Origin of the sequence: Psychrobacter glaciei (assembly GCF_014652895.1) — a bacterium.
Lineage (GTDB): Bacteria > Pseudomonadota > Gammaproteobacteria > Pseudomonadales > Moraxellaceae > Psychrobacter > Psychrobacter glaciei.
Map to the genome: position 1 here is coordinate 635522 of NZ_BMZR01000002.1, position 19388 is coordinate 654909.

Genomic DNA, 19388 nt, shown 5'->3' on the forward strand with positions numbered 1-19388 from the left:
CACGGATGTGGTCGTTTTTTTTGGTTGAGGCATTTACAAATACTCATTAGGCTTTTGCCTCCACTCGGCAAAGTCAGCAGTATATTAATGATTTTTAAGGCATTATCGCTCTAAAAATGTGCTACATTGAAAGCTAGAATGACAAAGACAGGGAATATATCAATGATTGAGATGCTCTGGATGATTGAACCGTGGCATTGGCTGGTATTAGGCTTTGTGCTACTGATTGTCGAGATGTTTGTTCCGACGTTTGCCAGCCTTTGGTTTGGTGCTGCTGCTATTATCGTCGCGGCACTGTCTTGGCTATTACCTATCTCGCTCGCCATCCAAATTGTTATTTGGCTGGTACTTTCTGCGGTGTTTCTATTGGCATGGTTTAAGTTTATTAAGCCTCTGTCAGTGGATCGTACCAAGGCAGGGTTAGGCGGCAGCGTCATTATCGGTGAGACTGGTATGATTATCGTACCACCGCAGCCTGAAAGAGCGGGCATGGTACGGTTTAGTGTGCCTATCGTTGGTGCCGCTGAGTGGATGTGCCGCACGCAAGGAGAACAAGTGGCGGTCGGTGATCGGGTAATCGTGACCGATATCGTTGGTAATGAATTGGTCGTCAGTAGTATGAAATCGCAGGCAGCGATAAATAAAAGTGTGCAAATATAATAGGGGTGAAATATGGGAAGTTTCAATATCGTAATGGTGGTCTTGATCGCGCTGGTGGTGTTTACCGTATTTAAAGGTGTTCGGATCGTGCCTCAGGGTTATAAGTGGGTCGTGCAGCGTCTTGGTAAATATAGCCAAACACTAGAACCAGGGTTAAACCTCATTATTCCTTATGTTGATGATGTGTCTTATAAGGTGACGACCAAAGACATCGTGCTCGATATTCCTTCTCAAGAAGTCATCACGAGAGATAACGTCGTTATTATCGCGAACGCCGTCGCTTATATTAATATCGTTCGTCCTGATAAGGCGGTATATGGTATCGAAGATTATGAATACGGTATTCGTAATCTGGTACAAACATCGCTACGTTCAATCATCGGTGAGATGGATCTGGATAGCGCATTATCTAGCCGCGACGAGATCAAGGCCAAACTCAAGCATGCCATCTCAGAAGATATTTCTGATTGGGGTATCACGCTAAAAACAGTAGAAATTCAAGATATCAACCCGTCAGCGACTATGCAGACAGCGATGGAAGAGCAGGCAGCTGCTGAACGTCAACGCCGTGCAACAGTGACGCGTGCTGATGGTCAAAAGCAAGCCGCTATCTTAGAGGCAGATGGGCGTCTGGAAGCCTCACGTCGTGATGCAGAGGCACAAGTAGTGCTTGCCAAAGGGTCAGAAGAGTCTATTCGTTTGATTACCAATGCCATGGGCACTGAAGAGATGCCGATTGTTTACTTACTGGGTGAGCAATATATCAAGGCGATTCGTGAGCTGGCTGAGTCTGATAACGCAAAAATGGTGGTATTACCTGCTGATATCCTCAGTACAGTGAAAGGTATGGTGGGTGATAAACTGAAGGTTTAAGCAATGGTGCTTTGATTACATGTACTTTGATCACATGTACTTTGATCACATAGCTACAACTTATAAAAATAGCCAGTGAGTATGCGAAGCACTGGCTATTTTTTTGACTTAAATTTGATCATACTATTTTTGCTGGTTTTTCAGGCGCGAAAAATGAAACATAAAACACCTTTTCTCAAATAATAAAAATACTGATACAAGGAAAAAACAATGACCAAGCAAAATCCAGATATTAAAATAATCTCAATAGAGAATTTCCCTCAAGGCAGCCCATTACCTTATACCGTGCTTGATGCGACACATATTAATGCCGCCTATCCTGAGCGAAAATTAGACATTCGTGGTGGTGGCTACGGCTCAGACGCAGCGGCACATCCAACCAATGCCAATCAGTTTTATGTACTTACTGATCGAGGTCCCAATGCTGATTTTGATGGGATTGCGGGTAAAGGTAAGCAGTTTTTAGTGCCGAATTATACACCGTCAATCGGGCTATTTGAGTTACATGAGGACGGCAAAATTATCAAGATAAAAGAGATAGTGCTAAGAGACAGCAATGGCAATCCTATCTCTGGGCTACCAAATCCAAAAGCATTGGGCGGGACCAATGAAGTGCCCTATGATATCGATGGTCAGCCGATGACCGTAAATCCTAACCTGCCTTTTGATAAAGTGACGAATCCTATCAAGACTGATATCAATGGTTTAGACCCCGAAGGACTCGCTGCACTTACAGACGGAAGTTTTTGGATTAGTGATGAGTATGGTCCACATCTCGTCCACTATGACGCGGATGGGTTAGAGATTGAGCGTATTAACCCATTTGCTAGTGATGAGCGTAACAATGTGATGATTGATGGCACGCCAATTTTATTACCGATGGAGTTTACCAAGCGCCGCGCCAATCGTGGCATGGAAGCATTAACGATTACGCCAAATCAAACCACGCTGGTAGGCATTATAGAATCGTCAATGGACAATCCTGACAAATCAGGGCGCGGTTCTAGCGTGACACGGGTTATTACCATTAACCTAAAATCTGGCCAGATCGCTCAATACTTATATCGTCTTGATGTAGCGGAGCATGTGGTGTCAGGGTTAGTCGCGCTCAGCGATCATGAATTTTATCTCATTGAACATGATCGCAAATTTCCACTCCAAGATGAGTCGGCAAAAAAATATATTTATAAAATTAACCTCTCTCAGGCAACAGACATAGAAACCATTAGTACTGCCAACCACCTAAAGGCGATTAAACAAGATGAGCATGTTGGTTTAACCATCGAAGGAAAAACACTCGAGCAGCTTATTGCAGCCGATGAAGATAACTGGCAGGTACTTGAAAACATCAATATTATGCCCGTTAAGAAAACCTCAGTCGTCGATGTACTTGCTACTCTAGAGTATCCACATGACAAGCTTGAAGGTCTGTGGCTACGCCAAGATGGCTCACTTGGGTTGTTAAACGATGATGACTTTTCTATCACAGATTCAGCGATGACAGATACTGAGATAGTAGGGCGGGATAATAAAAAACCAAAAAGCACCGTTGAACATAAATATCTCGATAAAGAAAAAACCATCATAGATGCCAATAGGCTGTACATCGTCATGCCTATTGAGTAGTGATAGGTGACGAATGGTAAGCCGTCGCATTTATGATAAAAAAGACCTCGCTTGAGGTCTTTTTTATTGCTAATAATTAACTCAAAAGCCAGTCTATAGTCAGTAAAAAGTAATATCTATACATGATGCACTGCTGATATCAATTTTCCTTGCTTGCTGTGCCTGCGCAGACAGAGGCTACAAAAAACTGATATCAGCAATACCGTCGCGTCTTTAGGATATTTTGACTATAGTCAGATAACTTTAGAAAAGCGATTTTGATGCTTCTTTGCCAAGTACTCATCAAATACCATGGCGACGTTGCGACCGAGTAGGCGACCTTTTGGTAAGACCCGAATTCCAGCGGCATCCATATCGATGAGCTTGTCATCTTGCATCTTGCCCAATTGCTGAATCTCATCAATGAAGTAAGTAATGGCGTCGACACCGAATTTCTGATTCACATCTTTAAAGTCGATATAGTCGTGGCAGAGTAGCTTCATAATCACATATTCACGTAAGCGATCTTTAATCGACGTTTTAATTACTTTTACCGCTGGCATGATAGTAGGGTTGTTTTTCGACGCAGCGATATTGGCCTGATACGCTTGTAAATCAGTATCATTCTGCAAAATATAACGGGTATTGGCATTGGCAATTTGACTGATAGAGGAGACACCAAAGCCTAGCAAGTCGCAGTCACCCATAATGGTGTAACCTTGGAAATTACGATGCAGTTTGCCCTCGCGCTGCGCCACCGCTAGCTCGTCATCAGGCTTGGCAAAGTGATCAATACCAATATATTGATAGCCCGCTTCGGTCAGTGTGTTGATGGTATTGCCGAGCATGGCAAGCTTAGCCGCTGGGTCTGGCAGGTCTGCTTCTTTTATTTGACGCTGGGCTTTAAAGCGTTCTGGCAAGTGCGCGTAGTTAAATACCGACAGACGATCTGGTGACATCTCAATGATGCGGCGTACGGTTTTATCCAAGGTTGCAGGTGTTTGATGCGGCAGACCATAAATCAGGTCAATATTGATAGAACGGAAACCAAGCTCGCGTGCCTCAGTGAGCACATTCTCGATCATTTCTGCTGAATGCACACGATTGACAGCGATTTGTACCGTTTCGTCCAAGTCTTGCACACCTAAGCTGACGCGATTAAAACCAAGATTGCGTAGCGTTTTTAACGTCTCGTCACCCAGCTCACGGGGATCAATCTCAATAGAGTAGTCGCCTTCACCTTCGGGTAAAAATTCAAATTGGGTCTGCAAAAAATCCCACAGTTGACCCATCTCTTCATCACTTAAAAACGTCGGCGTGCCTCCACCTAAATGGAGCTGCTTAACGAGTGGTTTACTGCTGCCCTCTGGTGCAGATAATAAACGGCGCTTGTGGCTAATTTCAGTGATTAAGTACTGCAAATAATCGCCTGAGTCGCTATTTTTTTTGGTGATGATTTTATTGCAGGCACAGTAATAGCAGAGATGACGACAGAATGGGATATGGAAATAGAGCGATAATGGCGCACGGGCTTCGCGATTTTGGAGAATGGTTGTTTCAATGCCATCAGCGATTGGTGAGAACTCTAATGCCGTTGGATAAGAGGTATAGCGTGGCCCTGAACGATTGTATTTATTGATAATCGATTCATCAAATGTAGGTAGCTGCTTGGTCATAATACTGCCGCGCGTACTGGCGTAAGGGTTGTCCGGCTGCATGACAGGGCGTACCGTGGTGGGTTGCTCTCCTGCACGATTATAAGGCTGCTGGGTGTTTGTTTCAGAGTGTTCTGTCATGTGGCATTCCTTTTTGATGCTGTTTGCGCCTATTAAAGCAACCTTATCTACTAATGATAATAGATAACGTATCAGCGTCTTTTAGCGATAGTAGTGACTTGGTTTGCAAAGGATAGTATAGCAAATCCTTGCTTATAATAGGGTGATTGGTAAGTTCTCTTAGCCTATGGATTTACTTTGTTTTAAAAATAGAAAAACCCCCAGAGTCTATCTGAGGGCTTTTGCTTTTATTAAAATAACGAAGAATTTTATTCTCTTAACTCAATTTTAGCACCAACTGCTTGTTTAGATACTTCACCAGCACTAAAAGGCAGACGTATCCAGTCTTTGTCTGCATAACGACGGGTTTGATCACGATGGAAAGGACGTGTGGTATCACCAGCTTGCGAGAAAGCTAACAGCGCTTCCACGACCGGACCTTTGCTATCAAACGTTACCGATTGCATATAAGTTGGACCATTAGTAATTGGACCATAAGTGCCATCGCTGTTTTGACTTGAGCTGGCAACGTTGAAGATGCCCTCACCACCGAAGCCACCATGCATAGGGATTTTTTCACCGTTTTTGTCCGCATCAATAACGAATTGTAAGCTACCTAACGGTGCGTCAAGCGCAATATTTTTACTATTGTAATAGCTAATAGAGTCGCCCAAAGCTTTACGTGTTTTATCATTGATGATTAAGTCACGAGGCGTGTTAACAGGGTCAGCCTTATCGAAGGGAACACTAAATCCTGCATAACTACTAAACCCAAAATTGGTCCAGAATTTTCTAAAGACATGAGCACCTTTACTATCAAGATTGTTACGACGATCCCAGTTACTCAAGACAGTACAAGCTTGAGTGGCATCGATAGTCCCACCGTCAGTCAAAGGTAATGTCGGATTAGCTTGGCAATCTGCCAACACATCATCAAGCACTAATTCAGCGCCATAACTGCGATTTCCGTAGACGACTTGTTGCATATTATCAAGGTTAAAGGTATTTCCGCCTAAACCATCTTTATTACTTAATCGATCAAATATTTGAGTAAAGGCCATACGAGTACGTGGAGATAATGGCGCGGCATCTTCAGAAAGAGGTAATAACCCACGTCTCAATAATGGTGAGAATCCTGTCAACGGCTGTTCTGCATTACTAAACCAATAAGAGTCATTCGAGTTTAGAGCGTAGTCATCACGAATTAAGAATGGTAAGTTTGAACCGCCAAAAATACCTGCTTGTGGTGAGTCGGCATCATTGTCCCATTCACAGGCAGCTTTACTGCCATCTAGTGCGGGCAAGTCAGATGCAATCAGAGCATTCAGGAAAATCCCCGCATTAGTACCACAACTTTCTAGCTTTTCTCTAGTGACATTAGGCACGGTAGAGATATCAGCATAGAGCGCCTTGCCATTACGATCGGTGGCGATGGTATTAACAAAGCCTAGGCCTAAAGTAGTCTGCATTCTATCGACGAGATCTTCAACGCTAGTGGCCATGTTCATACTACGCCACTGATTAAGTGCTCTTGGATTTTCAGAGGCAGCATCACGAATCGTATAAGCCAGATTGTTCGCACCCCACGTTGGCAAAAGACCATTAAGCAAGTTAGCCGCGAGCATAGGCCCATATTGAGACAAATAGATAGGTTGAACCAACGTTTGATTGTCTGGCAATTGAACCGTCACATCGACTTTTTCGATATCACGTTCCTCAACCACACCCGCGCTATTTGTGTATTTGTATTTCAAAGGGTTGCCATCTACTAGATTAAGCTGGTAAAGCGTAAAGCGTTTGGCAGTTGATACGGTATGACTCCAAGCAACGTCTTTATTAAAGCCAATATTGATAAAAGGTTGACCTTGTTGGGCGGCGCCCATTACGTCAAGCTCACCTGGTATCGTTGTATGAAACTCATAAAAACGCTGGACACCGTTCCATGGCTCATGTGGGTTACCATATAGGACACCACTATCTGTTCCTGTCACCTCACTACCAAAGGCATAAGCGTTACTACCGCCATTCAGTACATTGATAGTCGTCATGTCAAACTCTTCATCTGACTCTACTGTAGGCTCGACGCTACTCATTCTAGAGCTACCTTGAATGCCAGTAGTTGCAGGAGGAGCTGCCGCTACAATACGGCTGACAAAGTTAGAGAGCCCACCGCGTAGATTGGCTTTACCATAAACTGTCAGTAGGTCATCAATAGTAATCTCTCGAACCCACTCAGCGTTAGCACAAGCAGGATCAATATTCGCCACACCTTTATCTCGCAGATAACGACTAAAGCCTGCTGCATAGCCTGTGACCGCATCAATAGTTTCAGGATCTTGAGCCGCTAAGAATTCAGCTTTTCTCTCTGGAGAGTTGTACCAAGTATAAAATACATCGCTATCAACATTACCTTCATCGCCTAGATACAGCATGCTCTGACCGCTAGCGACCACAACTTCTTTGGCCAGCGAGCAGAAGTTATCTTCAGCAAACGCATAGCCGACACCGTAGCCCAGCCCTTTATAATCCTTTGCGGTAATATGAGGTATACCAAACTCGGTACGTTGAATGTCAGCTTCATACGTCGATGCAGGGGTAGGGGTATCAGTATCGTCATCGTTAAAGCTATTATCACTATCAGAACAGCCGAATAATGCTAAAGAAACAGCCATTGTGAGTAGGGTGAGCGTGGGCACTCGCCGATTTTTAATCAATATATTCATTGTATTTACCATCCATGGTTAATTTTTACGATTTAAAGCACTGATAATCCTCTTATCTGTCGCGCTCTAAATAGTCAATAAATTGCTATTGTTGCTTTCAGTGTACAAACACTCACCAATCATATACCTAAAAGAAATAACTTTACCAGTAATTTAATAAAATTATTTTTCTTATAAAAATAAAAGGTAGGAGCGCTTTTTATTCTTTGAAATCATAGCTCGGCATTCAAAAAACCCATAGATAATGGTTCGTTAAAATGTTGAGAAAGTGAGGTTTAGCAGTAGCTAAACCATTTTTATTATAAAATACACGACATTTGCGCACTGATACATAATACTTTATGATCAAAAGCTCCCTTTATTAGGAAACGCTGATGTCGTTTGCTCAAGTCTATACCCGTTCAGTCGTCGGTTTGCATGCACCCAAGGTCATTATTGAGGTGCATTTATCGCAAGGCTTGCCAGCATTGACCATCGTCGGTCTACCAGAAGCTGCTGTGCGCGAGAGTAAAGACCGCGTGCGCTCAGCCATTCTGAATTCTGGCTTTCAGTTCCCCAATCGTCGCCTGACGATTAATTTAGCGCCAGCAGATTTGCCAAAAGATGGCGCGCGGCTAGATTTGCCCATTGCCATTGGCATCTTGGCAGCCAGCGATCAGTTAGATCCAGAGGTACTATCAGGGTTTGAGTTTATCGGTGAGTTAGCACTCAATGGGAATTTACGGCAAGTCACTGGTAGCTTGGCAGTAGCACGAGCGATAAAGGCGGAAGTGTTGGCGTCCAAAGTATTACAGACAGCAGATAATGATGAACTAGAATTGACGGAGCAGGGTCAAGAGCCACAAACGCCGCAGTTAATCGTCCCGATCGATAACGGTGCGGAAGCTAGCCGTGTCGAGGGTGTAGAGATATTGGCGGCGGATAGTCTAAAAGCCGTTTGCGATCATTTGCAATCTTTGACCAATCCAAATGCCACTTACGAGCGCTTAGAGATTGTACCGCCCGCTGCGATAGAAAAACACACCGGTTATAAAGTAGACTTGGCTGATGTCAAAGGCCAACATCATGCTAGGCGTGCGCTAGAGATTGCCGCCGCTGGTGGTCATTCGCTGTTATTCACAGGGCCTCCCGGCTCGGGCAAGACATTGATGGCCTCGCGGCTACCGACTATCTTGCCAGATTTGAGTGCTGAGGATGCGTTAGAAGTTGCCAGTACTTATTCGGTGGCAGACAGTGATTATGATTATGGGACAAGGCCATTTCGCCAAGTTCATCATACCATATCAGCCGTGGCTTTGGTCGGTGGCGGCTCACGTCCCAAACCGGGCGAGATTACCCTTGCCAATAAAGGCGTGTTATTCCTTGATGAATTACCAGAGTTTGATCGTACGGTGTTAGAGGTGCTGCGCCAACCATTAGAGGCGAAGCAAATTACCATCAGCCGTGCTAATTCACAAATGACCTTCCCAGCCAACTTTCAACTAGTAGCGGCGATGAACCCGTGTCCGTGTGGCTATGATGGTGACGGCTCGGCAAGATGTCGTTGTCGTCCCGAGCAGATTAAGCGCTATCAAGATAAGCTGTCGGGCCCACTGCTTGATCGCATTGATTTGCATATTACCGTGCCAGCGTTACCGATTGCCGACTTGCAAAATGCTCAAGCTGGTGAAACCTCCGAGCAAGTGCGGATTCGGGTCGCTGCCGCGCACAAGCATCAATTAAAACGGCAAAAAAAGGTCAATAATGAGCTTAGCCCGAGCGAGATTGATAAATATATTCAGCTAGGCGCGGGCGAGCAGCAGCTATTACAGCTTGCTCAGCAACGTCTGAATCTATCGGCACGCGGCTATCATCGAGTCTTGCGCGTTGCACGTACCATCGCAGACCTTGCCGACAGTACCGATATCACGAGTGCCCACGTGTCAGAGGCATTGAGCTATCGAAGTAAGTAGCTGACGTGATGTTCAGCTATTTGTCATTTATCCTTATAAAAGATAATCAACCAAGGCGGCAAAGTCATCAAATGCTTCGGTAGGATTCAGCTCACGAATGTCTTGCCCGTAGTTATAACCATAGGACAGTCCAAGGGTATCCATATTGGCGTTTTGTCCTGCCAAGATATCGTTTCTAGAATCACCAATCATGATTGCTTGTGCTGGGTCAATATTCAACGCCTCACAGACATGTAGTAGCGGCGCAGGGTCTGGTTTCTTAACAGCTAGACTATCACCGCCCAGCACTTCGGCAAACAAGTCCTGCCAGCCAAATGACCGTAATATCTTCGGTACAAAACGAATGGGTTTATTGGTCACCAAGGCGAGCGTATAACCTGCATCTTTCAGCTTCTTTAATCCGTTATCGACATCTGGGTAAGCGACGGTTTTGCTACCGCTGATATTGTTGTAAGCCTCAAAAAACACCTGCTCGGCATGATCAGCTTCCTCGACCGTCAACTCACCTTCTAACACTTCTACCTTACCCACCAATGCGCGCTCGACCAGCATTCTTGAGCCATTGCCGACCCAATTACGTATGCTGTCAATAGGGTAAGTCTCTTTGCCAAGCGTGGTTAGCATCGCATTGGTCGCATCAGCCAAATCTGGCACGCTATCGATCAGTGTGCCATCAAAATCAAAAATTAAAAGTTGCTTATCCATTGTTCCTCACTATTAAAAGTCGTTATATTTATTATGTTTGGTATATCGTGCCATACCTTAGCACAGTAGTGTTTTGAGACCAGTCAATTTAGTGTTCTACTGTTCTTAATATTATGAGCAATAGCAATTTACTCGCTATCTTTGTAACGTTCACGATGCTCTTTTTTCATTTTTAGATAATCTTTGTTCTCACGGCACTCATCCCATTTTTGTTTAAAAATCCGCGCCGATTCTGCTTTGACTGGGTCTTCCTCTTGTCGTGGTAACTCTGCGCGACCATGTGCACCGCTTTGGCCTTTTTTATCATTGGGCACTGGCCCTTTATACTTCTTGCCGCCTTTGTGATTGGCATAGCGACGGGCGCGGGTATAACCCATTTGAATAAATTTGCGCGCCATATCCGCACCGACAAAGTCATCAGCTGCCAGATAATCTAAAAACATTTGATAAATTGCCTCGCTACTTTCAGTCGCAATATCAGGCGTGGCAAAGCGCCAGTGCGGCAGTATCTCAGACTTATAAGGCTCTACCAATAATACGCCTTGCTCACCGCGACCGACGCGATACAGCTCAGGCTGCGCGCGCAAGTCTAGGTTTTTATAATCCAAATCATAATCAAACTCTCTCATCGCTTATCCCTATTAGCATTTATCTGTCTTATTTATCATTATCATTGCTATCGAGTATACTGAGCACTGCCGTCTAAAAAACAGCACAGAAATGTTATGCAACCGTGACAGTAAGCGTTTAGCATAAGAAGCGTAGCGAACAGAATCAATCATTGGGCAGGTCTGAGTAGGTTAAGGTCATGACAGTTAATAAAAATATCCTAAATAAAATCAGCTTAGCTGGCGCGACTGTTACGATGTCGTTAAAAAGTACCTTTATGATATCAGCGCTGCTGCTCATAAGTGTGCTAAGCACTAATGCCGCCCATAGCGCATGGTTTGAGCGTTTGATTCCGCAAGGTGAGACCTATACGGTACGCGAGATAGATCGTGATTTGGCATTCGTCATTGATGGTTTTATCTATGATGCGCGTACTTCTTGTTTCTTAGCAGTGGGTGATCGGGTGGTGTTTTTTGAAGGCCGTCACGGTATTGATTACCGTGCGACCATTTATGACTTGGATTCACGCGAGCGTTGTAATTTATTATTACGTGGTCGGCTATACGAATAAGAGAAACGCATGAATAAAATGAATGCTAAAGAATACGATAAAATTTACACATAAAAAAAGCCCCAAACATTAAATGTCTGGGGCTTTTTAGAATTCTTAAACGAATGGTGGCTCGAGGCAGGTTCGAACTGCCGACACACGGATTTTCAATCCGTTGCTCTACCGACTGAGCTATCGAGCCGTCTTCGTTGAGGCGCTATTAAACTAAATATAGGCGTTACTGTCAAGTAGTTTTTGCATCATAAGCGATAAAAAATTAAAAAAATGACTTATTTATCAAAATATCGCTTTTTAACGCTAAAACTAATCTTTGACACGCAGAAGCTCATACTCGCTCATGATACGGTGAATATCCGCATCAGCAGGGACAAACTCACGCACGCCTTTTTTCACTTCGGCATCATAAACCAGTTTAATAAACTTGGCATCGATAGCACGACCACGATTTTGGGTATGAACAGTAAGATACTGTAAGCGCTTGGCATTGGTCTGCCCATCATCAAAACAGGCAATGGCAGCGATAGGCTTGTCATTGAACATACCGACATATAGGTATTGCCCACGCTTAAAGCCCTGCTCAACGATATTTAATACCTCGAGACCATCAGGCTGCGCGTCATCGCTATCGTACAATGCCTGCAAGCGCTCTGCTAGCTCATTGTCGCGAGCAGGTTTTTTGATAAGTGGGGCATCCAAGCTATTAATGGCGATCGCTTCTAAAGGCATGGCAGTTCCTATAAACAAAGGGTTTTTATAGTATAAAGTAGCAGTATGACACAGCACTATGCCATAGAGAGTAGGCTATAGAATATGATGTCGCACAGTCAGTGCGAGTCATGATTGATAATACTGAATACACTATTTTAGCAGAATGCGGTAATTTTGTGCGTGGTTTACCGCTTGACCGTGGCGGTAAATGTTAGGGTTTGCTATGATGAGGCTATATAATATTTAGTACGTATAAACCCTAATGCCTTGATATCTTTTGTATATATCATTTTCTAATACATTTTTTGCTAGTGCTGATTCAGGTACTAGCAACAATGAAATAGGCGCTTTTTTGCCCTATTTATTGACCGCTTTTCACTGATAAAAAACTGATAGAGAGTAGCCATGACCGCCAATATAACGACGACCGCTGACACACCTGAGCAAACTGCACCAAAAAACCTAAATCTACATGGTCGCCCTGAACGTATCGCGACCGTTGAACGCATCACTGCTGAAACGCAAATCACTTGTACCGTCAACCTTGATGGGACTGGTCAAGGCACTGTGGATACTGGTGTGCCGTTTTTGGACCATATGATTGATCAAATCAAGCGTCACGGTTTGTTTGACTTAGATATTAAATGCAACGGTGATACCTTTATCGATGACCACCATAGCGTCGAAGACACGGGTATCACGCTTGGGCAAGCTTTTAATAAAGCATTGGGCGACAAAAAAGGCATCCGTCGTTACGGGCACTTTTATGCACCGCTAGATGAAGCGTTGACGCGTGCGGTTGTCGATCTATCAGGTCGTCCGGGTTTGCATATGGACATTCCATTTACCCGCTCGCACGTGGGTCGTTTCGATGTTGATTTGTTTAGTGAGTTTTTCTACGGCTTCGTTAACCATTCTTGGATGACGGTGCATTTAGACAATCTAAAAGGCAAAAACAGTCATCACCAAATCGAATCAACTTTCAAAGCCTTTGCTCGTGCGCTACGTATGGCTTGTGAATATGATGAGCGTGCGTTAAATACGCTACCATCGACCAAAGAGGCATTTTAATGGCTAAAGTGACCAAAATTGCACTACTAGATTATGGTATGGGTAATTTACATTCCGCCAGTAAAGCGTTGTCAGTGGTAGGAGCGGAAGTCTCTATCACCAACGATCCCAAAGTGGTGGCGGCAGCAGATAAGATTGTCTTCCCAGGTGTCGGTGCTATGCGTGACTGTATCGCTGGTATGCACGAGGCAGGGATTGATGACGTCATACGCCATGCAGTGTTTAACAAGCCCGTTATGGCCATCTGTGTGGGCATGCAGGCGTTGTTTGAGCAGTCATCTGAAAATGGCGGTACAGACTGTCTTAGTATCTTGAACGGCACGGTAGAAGCATTTAACCCTACGTGGAAAGACAAACAAGGTGCTACGATTAAAGTACCACACATGGGCTGGAATACGATCAGTGGTATGGACTTTGAGCATCCATTGTGGACGGGTATCGAGGACAATGCGCACTTTTACTTTGTGCATAGCTACTACTGTGAGCCTGCCGATAGCGCTCAAGTTGCTGCTGTCTGTGACTATGGTCAGCCGTTTTGTGCTAGCGTCATCCAAGACAATTTATTTGCCACCCAGTTCCATCCAGAAAAGAGCCATACCGCTGGCTTGCAACTGCTCAAGAACTTTGTAGAGTGGAATGTGTAAGTAGTTGATAAACGTGAAGTGAATATTTAATTTAGCAGAAGGTAGGTTATCAATTATATAATCTACCTTTTTTATGCTCAGCCATTACTTTTTAGCTGTCATTATTTCGTGATACGCTCAGCTATTTTCTACTCGCTTATATTTGGAATATCTCAGTGGATTTTACTGCCTTTAAAATGAATGTTGTGGAAACAACTGGCCTTGCCAAAGATGCCTTACATATCTATGTCGGTGTCGGTGTTTATCTGCTGTGTCTGGTTGCGCTGCGTCCTATTATCAAAAGCCAAGGTATTCGATCATTTATCGCTTTGATCGTCGTGACTTGCATTGCGCTGTTGGGTGAGTACTTGGACAATCGAGAGACGATTGAATCGCTAGGCATGGCTGGTTTGAGCCGTGATCAGATTACTGCCAGTATCCGTGATTTGATCAATACCTGCATGCTGTCTTATGTGTTTTATGGGCTTATGACGTGGACGAAAATATTTCATGCGTCCAACCCCTCAACTAAGCTACTAAAGCAACGCTAATATTCCGAAGTAATTTTATTTCAGATATTAATAAAGTGAACTTAAGTAGGATTTTATGGTGTAAAATTCATAATATAAAATATATAGCAGACCATATTATGCCTTCATTTAAAATACCTACTTACATTTTTTCTTCTATCATTCTATGCCTAACGACGTTTAGCTATCATTCAGCAATGGCAAGTCAAAACGGCATCATTGACCTAAATAAACCCATATCGGCAGCACTTTTAGCACAGTACAATCGTGATGGTATCGAGATTGACTACGATGATACGACTGTATTGAAGCAAGTTTACGTGACGGCAAAAGATGGGTTAATCGCGCGTCAGTTACCAAGCGGTGCTGCTCGAAAGGTGAAAAGCTATGCCTTTGGTGAGAAGTTAGACGTCATTGAAGATAGAAAGGATTGGTATGCGGTGCAAGACAGAATTCGTAGAGAATATGATGAGGACAATGACGGCGTTGTAGAGACTGATACTATCAAATGGGAAAAGGTCTTTGTGAAAAAAGCGCAAACAGGCCCTATCAACACAACAGCATTGACTGCTGAAGACTTAAACATAATGTCGTACTTATCAGTAGCTGGAGATAGTGCACACTTTGAAAATGGTGAGGCGCTCAACGACTACCTGCAATTTGAATTGATCGATAAAGCTTTGTTTGAGCGTAAACGTCCACTTGCCGTTAACTTCTTATCTACTGATAAAACGATTAAAAAGAAAAATGGGGTGCTATCGATCCAATTGGCCAAAGATTCTGTAAAGTTTGTAGACAGTGATATAGAAGGTGATACTGAGGATTACCGCTATCTCGGTAAGTTTGACTTTTTAGATCAGCATTTAATTGAGGTGCAGTACTGGGAAGGCCATGGTTATAAAATGGTTGATGCAGTTGAAGGGTATTTGAAGCAAGAATTTTCTGACTATCCTTATATTTCACCAAACAAACAATATATTATTTCTACCTATGCCAATCCCTACGAGCTAAATACCGATCTGGAACTGTACAAAATCGAAGGCAATGACATTACTCCTATTATACTGGCTGGCTTTAAAAATTGGATGCCGTCTACTGAAAAAGAAGACATATTTTGGGCGAGAGACGGATATCTGTATTTAGCGGTCAATCATATTGCTACTTATTGGACAGCGGATGGCAATATTAACGACCAATTTCAGTATGTTAGGATAAAGGTAAATCTATAATTGTTAGGCTAAATACTAGCGAGTAGCATCGTAAATGCGCTCAAAGTTTTTTTCAGTAAACTCAAAACAGAAGTATCCACTATCCTCATCACGATAAGCAGAGATATCTCCCTCTATACAGAATTCGTTAGAATCTTTAGAAAAAATTAGTTTTTTATAATTAACTAAGTATCCAAAAGGATAAGCTATTTGAGTTTCTGGGTTTATAACAACTAAATAACCAAAGTTATCTTCCGGAAATACTAAAACTTTATCTTTATCAAAATTGATAGTCTTGTCAGTATTTTTATAGGATATTTGATTATATTCGTCGCAAAAGTCTTCTACACCATAGTCATAGTTGCATTCCTCATTGCCATGAATCAAAACTTTATAGTTGGCGTCATCGGAATGCACAGAGCTACAACCAGACATTAGAAGTAAGACTATAGCTGACATAAGTCTCATTTAATTATTCCTAAAATAATGTGATGGCTGTAACTGGCGTAGAGACTTTCGAATACTTTTACACTAGATCTAACTATAATTCTCAGCTCACTTGCAAAGCCTACCGACCATCATACAACTCACGCACCACATCCCCAATCACTTTGATACCATCAGTCAGCGTCTGCTCATCCGCCGCGATACTCATACGAATACACTCATGTGCATGCTGATAATCGCTGACATCGACACCGGGGAAGAAATACTGACTCGGCACAATGAGCGTGCCTTTTTCTTTTAAAATCTCGTACAGCTCAACCGTGGTAATCGGCAAATCTTTAAACCACAACCATAAGAAAATCGCGCCTTCAGGCTTATGAATCATCAATGGATAATCACCCAATGCTTCTTTTAACAGCTTCACGGCAAGGGTCGCCTGCTTTTGATAAAACGGCTTAATCTCATTATCGGCTAATTGCTTGATACGATCGTTTTCTACCAATGGCGTCGCAATCGCTGCACCAAAACGCGTAGGCGCTAGATTCACTACGGCATTCATCGCGCTGACCGCTTCAATTACCTTCGCATCGGCAACGATAATACCCGTACGCATACCGGGTAGGCCAATTTTAGATAGGCTAAAGCACAGAATCGTATTGTCATCCCACGTCAAATGCGCGTCTGAATAGATGATGTTAGGGAAGGGCATACCGTAGGCATTATCGATGATAAGGGGTATGTTATAACGTTTGGCAATCTCGGCCAAATGCGACATTTCGTCATCGGTCAGCACGTTGCCAGTCGGATTGGTCGGGCGTGAGCAGCAAATCGCGCCGATACGACCTTCCTTTAGCGCTGGCAAGTTTTCTAATGCGTCAAAATCGACACGATATTTAAAGAAACCTTCCTCGCCATCATGAGTCACTTCATCGATATGTGGCAATACCGCTGCGAAATGCTGACCTTCGACATGCACATCGCTATAGCCGATATACTCAGGGGTCAATGGCAGTAGAATGGATTTGTCGATAGACTCGCTATTCTCATCAGCGAAAGCGCCGCCAAACAGATTAAACAGATAGAAAAAAGCATTCTGTGAGCCATTGGTCAAAGCAATATTTTCTGAGGTAAGGTTCCAATCATAATGGCGGTTAAAGAAGCCAACCAAGGCATCAATAAAGGCCGAATCACCTTGCGGATTAGAGTAATTCGCCATGCTAATAATCGCGCTACTATTGGGTACGCCTGCGTCGTTATCCGTACCAAGCGCTTTATACGTCTCCAAAAACAGCTCATTGACGGCATCAATTTTGGCAGGGTTACCACCGCCCAGCATATTAACTGGCTGATCGCTTTTTAGCGCATCGCCCAGATCATCCATCAATTGTGAGATGCCAGTGGGCTGGGTAAATTTTTGACCGAACTTTGAGAATTTCATAAGGCTACCATGCTGTTTGGGAGGGTGTTATAAGTGGGTATTTAACCGATAAAGTTGGGTTAGTATAGCAAATGAGGGCTGGGTAATCCCCCCAATAAATAAGCAAACTACATGGCTGATATTGGTTTATATTCTGAGACATTTGATTAAGCAAAAAACGCCCTCTAATTGAATAGAAGGCGTTCTGTCTGAAGGGTTTGTTAGCTAACCTTACCGATGATTTAAAGAGCAAAAGTGGAATTTACAATGAGCAAGTCAGATTTATTTGATACCAAAGAAAAACATTCTCTTATTTGCTGAGCCGATATTTTCAAAATCTATATTTAGATTATCGGTAATCAGTTTTTTTCTGACATCTTTAGATGCTTTTATTAAATCTTTGTTGAATTCCTTGCCATTAATAGCTAAATCTTCGCTATAAAAGTTTGTATACCCTGAAATAAGCATTTTGAGATATAAACTAAAATCAACATAATTACCGCATTCGCGTTTAACCTTAGTCATCGATTGAAAACTATTTATTCGTCCTATAGCCTTATAAAAAACTGGCTCAGGAATGCGTCGTTGATAAGATTGTAGTCTAGAGTTATAAACTATATCAAAGCCTAGGTATGTAAACTTGCATTTAGCACCACATATTTCGGTTTTCGGTTTTCCAACTTCCTTTTCAATATCTAAACCAATATTTTTAAGGTTTTCTTGAACGTGATCTTTTAGTTTTTTAGCTCTGTCATAAGAGTTGCTAAAGATTAGAAAGTCATCTGCATAACGTATATACGGTATGCTGTTCTTAATCATTAAATTGTCAAACTCGTATAAATACATTGAAGAGCATAATGATGCTATAGGCATACCTTGACGAACACCTTTGCCTTTGAGTTCTTCTAGATATTTTTCTATGAGTTTTTTATACTTTAGATCGCCATAATCCAACTTAGCATCGCAGTAAACAAAACTTTTAAAAATGGCAATCAGCTCTTTATCTTCATTTAATCCAATAAACTCTTTTTCAAATTTCTTTACAGCAATTTCTCTATTTATATTGTCAAAAAATTTGACAATATCTGCTTTGATAACGTATTTATACTTGCCCCGATACTCTATAACGTCATCTAAAGCTTTGCGAATACCATGTATGGTTTTCTTGTTTGGTGTTCCTTTATCATCAATATATTCTACTTCTTTGTCGTTATAACCTTTATTCAAGGCATGATCATACTTACAAAATACTTTGTATATTTCTTCATAATGGTCTTTTAAGTATTTAATAAATAGCTTTTGAAGGATTCTATCTTGTACTGAGGGAACACAGACCAGACGAGTATTGTCTAACGTCATTACATCGCGTTTAAGACAGTTTGTTTTAGGCAGAATAATAGGGGTTAAATGATCACAGTTATATTTAAGCTTTGATATTCTATTACAAATATCAGTTAAAGCTTGTTCATTAAAGCTATTTAGATAGTCATTAACTGTTATGTATTCAGTATGGTAGGAGTTGTCGGCTTTCGACTTGTTTTTAGCGAGTTGATTAAGAGTGGATTTAAAATTCTTATTTATATAGGATGAGAATTTAACCTTATCTGTCATGACTATCTCCCTTGCTTCTATTCAACAAACCTTTTGCAAAAATTCATATATCAAGTTTTACTAACGAAATAAAGAATTTATGCAAAAGGTCTATTCACTAGATAGTCACGACGAAGGTGGAGTGCTACACGCAATCTATGAGCAAGCTTTCTCAAGCGTTGAACAATGTCGCCACTTAAATATAGCGCACGTTTGACACGGTACGTCATATAGCTGTCATATGGAATGATAAGCTCATATATAACAAGCTTACAATTTGTTAAATTGTTTGCGTTATTTAGAGCTAAATAGATAATAGCA

General features: G+C 42.4%; 17 protein-coding genes and 1 tRNA gene. 9 read left to right on the top strand and 9 right to left on the bottom strand.

Annotation, left to right across the window (positions count from 1 at the left end):
- The first annotated feature begins 162 nt into the window (after window positions 1–162).
- The 3 genes from IE130_RS07445 to IE130_RS07455 all read left to right on the top strand — a co-directional run bounded on the left by IE130_RS07445 (window position 163) and on the right by IE130_RS07455 (window position 3159).
- Entirely contained in the window at window positions 163–660 is a 498-nt protein-coding gene (locus IE130_RS07445) for an NfeD family protein (RefSeq protein ID WP_189583980.1), read from the top strand.
- A gap of 12 nt (window positions 661–672) precedes the next feature.
- Window positions 673–1533 carry an SPFH domain-containing protein gene (locus tag IE130_RS07450; protein WP_189583983.1) on the top strand — a complete coding sequence of 287 codons (861 nt, stop codon included), beginning with the start codon at window positions 673–675 and terminating at the stop codon, window positions 1531–1533.
- A gap of 210 nt (window positions 1534–1743) precedes the next feature.
- Entirely contained in the window at window positions 1744–3159 is a 1416-nt protein-coding gene (locus IE130_RS07455) for an esterase-like activity of phytase family protein (RefSeq protein ID WP_189583986.1), read from the top strand.
- A gap of 233 nt (window positions 3160–3392) precedes the next feature.
- Here IE130_RS07455 and hemN read toward each other — a convergent pair whose 3' ends face one another.
- Window positions 3393–4934: an oxygen-independent coproporphyrinogen III oxidase gene (gene hemN / locus IE130_RS07460; RefSeq protein ID WP_189583989.1), complete on the bottom strand. Its 1542-nt coding sequence runs from the start codon at window positions 4932–4934 to the stop codon at window positions 3393–3395.
- A 248-nt stretch (window positions 4935–5182) separates the two neighbouring features.
- Window positions 5183–7636, bottom strand: a complete 2454-nt coding sequence (locus IE130_RS07465; protein WP_189583992.1) for a penicillin acylase family protein — start codon at window positions 7634–7636, stop codon at window positions 5183–5185.
- A gap of 374 nt (window positions 7637–8010) precedes the next feature.
- Between IE130_RS07465 and IE130_RS07470 the strand changes: the two genes are divergently transcribed.
- The gene (locus IE130_RS07470; protein WP_189583995.1) at window positions 8011–9588 is read left to right on the top strand and encodes a YifB family Mg chelatase-like AAA ATPase; all 1578 of its coding nucleotides are present in this window, start codon (window positions 8011–8013) and stop codon (window positions 9586–9588) included.
- Window positions 9589–9621: 33 nt separating this feature from the next.
- Here IE130_RS07470 and IE130_RS07475 read toward each other — a convergent pair whose 3' ends face one another.
- Together IE130_RS07475 and IE130_RS07480 are read right to left on the bottom strand one after the other, a co-directional pair.
- Window positions 9622–10293, bottom strand: coding sequence for a phosphoglycolate phosphatase (locus IE130_RS07475; RefSeq protein ID WP_189583998.1), 672 nt, complete (start codon window positions 10291–10293; stop codon window positions 9622–9624).
- Window positions 10294–10421: 128 nt separating this feature from the next.
- Window positions 10422–10922: a DUF4385 domain-containing protein gene (locus IE130_RS07480; RefSeq protein WP_189584001.1), complete on the bottom strand. Its 501-nt coding sequence runs from the start codon at window positions 10920–10922 to the stop codon at window positions 10422–10424.
- 179 nt (window positions 10923–11101) lie between these two features.
- Here IE130_RS07480 and IE130_RS07485 point away from each other — a divergent pair, with 179 nt between their 5' ends.
- Window positions 11102–11473, top strand: a complete 372-nt coding sequence (locus IE130_RS07485; protein WP_189584004.1) for a hypothetical protein — start codon at window positions 11102–11104, stop codon at window positions 11471–11473.
- Window positions 11474–11578: 105 nt separating this feature from the next.
- On the opposite strand, the gene IE130_RS07490 is transcribed toward IE130_RS07485, so the two are convergent.
- Both IE130_RS07490 and IE130_RS07495 read right to left on the bottom strand, forming a co-directional pair.
- Window positions 11579–11654 (bottom strand) — tRNA-Phe (locus IE130_RS07490).
- A gap of 122 nt (window positions 11655–11776) precedes the next feature.
- The gene (locus IE130_RS07495; RefSeq protein ID WP_189584007.1) at window positions 11777–12199 is read right to left on the bottom strand and encodes a hypothetical protein; all 423 of its coding nucleotides are present in this window, start codon (window positions 12197–12199) and stop codon (window positions 11777–11779) included.
- Window positions 12200–12586: 387 nt separating this feature from the next.
- Between IE130_RS07495 and hisB the strand changes: the two genes are divergently transcribed.
- From hisB to IE130_RS07515, 4 genes are all read left to right on the top strand, one after another.
- Entirely contained in the window at window positions 12587–13252 is a 666-nt protein-coding gene (hisB, locus tag IE130_RS07500; protein WP_227676158.1) for an imidazoleglycerol-phosphate dehydratase HisB, read from the top strand.
- Complete coding sequence (gene hisH, locus IE130_RS07505) at window positions 13252–13896, top strand: imidazole glycerol phosphate synthase subunit HisH (RefSeq protein ID WP_189584010.1); 645 nt, start codon at window positions 13252–13254, stop codon at window positions 13894–13896. The genes hisB and hisH overlap by 1 nt, the downstream gene beginning before the upstream one ends.
- Window positions 13897–14072: 176 nt before the next feature.
- Complete coding sequence (locus IE130_RS07510) at window positions 14073–14426, top strand: hypothetical protein (RefSeq protein ID WP_227676165.1); 354 nt, start codon at window positions 14073–14075, stop codon at window positions 14424–14426.
- A 98-nt stretch (window positions 14427–14524) separates the two neighbouring features.
- Complete coding sequence (locus IE130_RS07515) at window positions 14525–15634, top strand: SH3 domain-containing protein (RefSeq protein ID WP_189584016.1); 1110 nt, start codon at window positions 14525–14527, stop codon at window positions 15632–15634.
- Between the two features lie 15 nt (window positions 15635–15649).
- On the opposite strand, the gene IE130_RS07520 is transcribed toward IE130_RS07515, so the two are convergent.
- From IE130_RS07520 to IE130_RS07530, 3 genes are all read right to left on the bottom strand, one after another.
- Window positions 15650–16072 (bottom strand): hypothetical protein, encoded by a 423-nt coding sequence (locus tag IE130_RS07520; RefSeq protein ID WP_189584018.1) that lies wholly within the window; start codon window positions 16070–16072, stop codon window positions 15650–15652.
- A gap of 109 nt (window positions 16073–16181) precedes the next feature.
- Window positions 16182–17498 carry a valine--pyruvate transaminase gene (locus IE130_RS07525; protein WP_189584021.1) on the bottom strand — a complete coding sequence of 439 codons (1317 nt, stop codon included), beginning with the start codon at window positions 17496–17498 and terminating at the stop codon, window positions 16182–16184.
- Between the two features lie 261 nt (window positions 17499–17759).
- A complete protein-coding gene (locus IE130_RS07530; protein WP_189584024.1) occupies window positions 17760–19088 on the bottom strand; it encodes a reverse transcriptase domain-containing protein in 1329 nt (442 codons plus the stop codon).
- Between the last annotated feature and the right edge of the window lie 300 nt (window positions 19089–19388).

What these genes read in the sequence shown, in the direction of transcription:
- IE130_RS07520 (WP_189584018.1), bottom strand. Translation starts at nt 16,072, where the DNA reads ATGTCAGCTATAGTCTTACTTCTAATGTCTGGTTGTAGCTCTGTGCAT.
- IE130_RS07495 (WP_189584007.1), bottom strand. Translation starts at nt 12,199, where the DNA reads ATGCCTTTAGAAGCGATCGCCATTAATAGCTTGGATGCCCCACTTATC.
- IE130_RS07470 (WP_189583995.1), top strand. Translation starts at nt 8,011, where the DNA reads ATGTCGTTTGCTCAAGTCTATACCCGTTCAGTCGTCGGTTTGCATGCA.
- IE130_RS07485 (WP_189584004.1), top strand. Translation starts at nt 11,102, where the DNA reads ATGACAGTTAATAAAAATATCCTAAATAAAATCAGCTTAGCTGGCGCG.
- IE130_RS07445 (WP_189583980.1), top strand. Translation starts at nt 163, where the DNA reads ATGATTGAGATGCTCTGGATGATTGAACCGTGGCATTGGCTGGTATTA.
- IE130_RS07510 (WP_227676165.1), top strand. Translation starts at nt 14,073, where the DNA reads ATGAATGTTGTGGAAACAACTGGCCTTGCCAAAGATGCCTTACATATC.
- IE130_RS07475 (WP_189583998.1), bottom strand. Translation starts at nt 10,293, where the DNA reads ATGGATAAGCAACTTTTAATTTTTGATTTTGATGGCACACTGATCGAT.
- hisH (WP_189584010.1), top strand. Translation starts at nt 13,252, where the DNA reads ATGGCTAAAGTGACCAAAATTGCACTACTAGATTATGGTATGGGTAAT.
- IE130_RS07455 (WP_189583986.1), top strand. Translation starts at nt 1,744, where the DNA reads ATGACCAAGCAAAATCCAGATATTAAAATAATCTCAATAGAGAATTTC.
- hisB (WP_227676158.1), top strand. Translation starts at nt 12,587, where the DNA reads ATGACCGCCAATATAACGACGACCGCTGACACACCTGAGCAAACTGCA.
- IE130_RS07515 (WP_189584016.1), top strand. Translation starts at nt 14,525, where the DNA reads ATGCCTTCATTTAAAATACCTACTTACATTTTTTCTTCTATCATTCTA.
- IE130_RS07530 (WP_189584024.1), bottom strand. Translation starts at nt 19,088, where the DNA reads ATGACAGATAAGGTTAAATTCTCATCCTATATAAATAAGAATTTTAAA.
- IE130_RS07525 (WP_189584021.1), bottom strand. Translation starts at nt 17,498, where the DNA reads ATGAAATTCTCAAAGTTCGGTCAAAAATTTACCCAGCCCACTGGCATC.
- IE130_RS07450 (WP_189583983.1), top strand. Translation starts at nt 673, where the DNA reads ATGGGAAGTTTCAATATCGTAATGGTGGTCTTGATCGCGCTGGTGGTG.
- IE130_RS07465 (WP_189583992.1), bottom strand. Translation starts at nt 7,636, where the DNA reads ATGAATATATTGATTAAAAATCGGCGAGTGCCCACGCTCACCCTACTC.
- hemN (WP_189583989.1), bottom strand. Translation starts at nt 4,934, where the DNA reads ATGACAGAACACTCTGAAACAAACACCCAGCAGCCTTATAATCGTGCA.
- IE130_RS07480 (WP_189584001.1), bottom strand. Translation starts at nt 10,922, where the DNA reads ATGAGAGAGTTTGATTATGATTTGGATTATAAAAACCTAGACTTGCGC.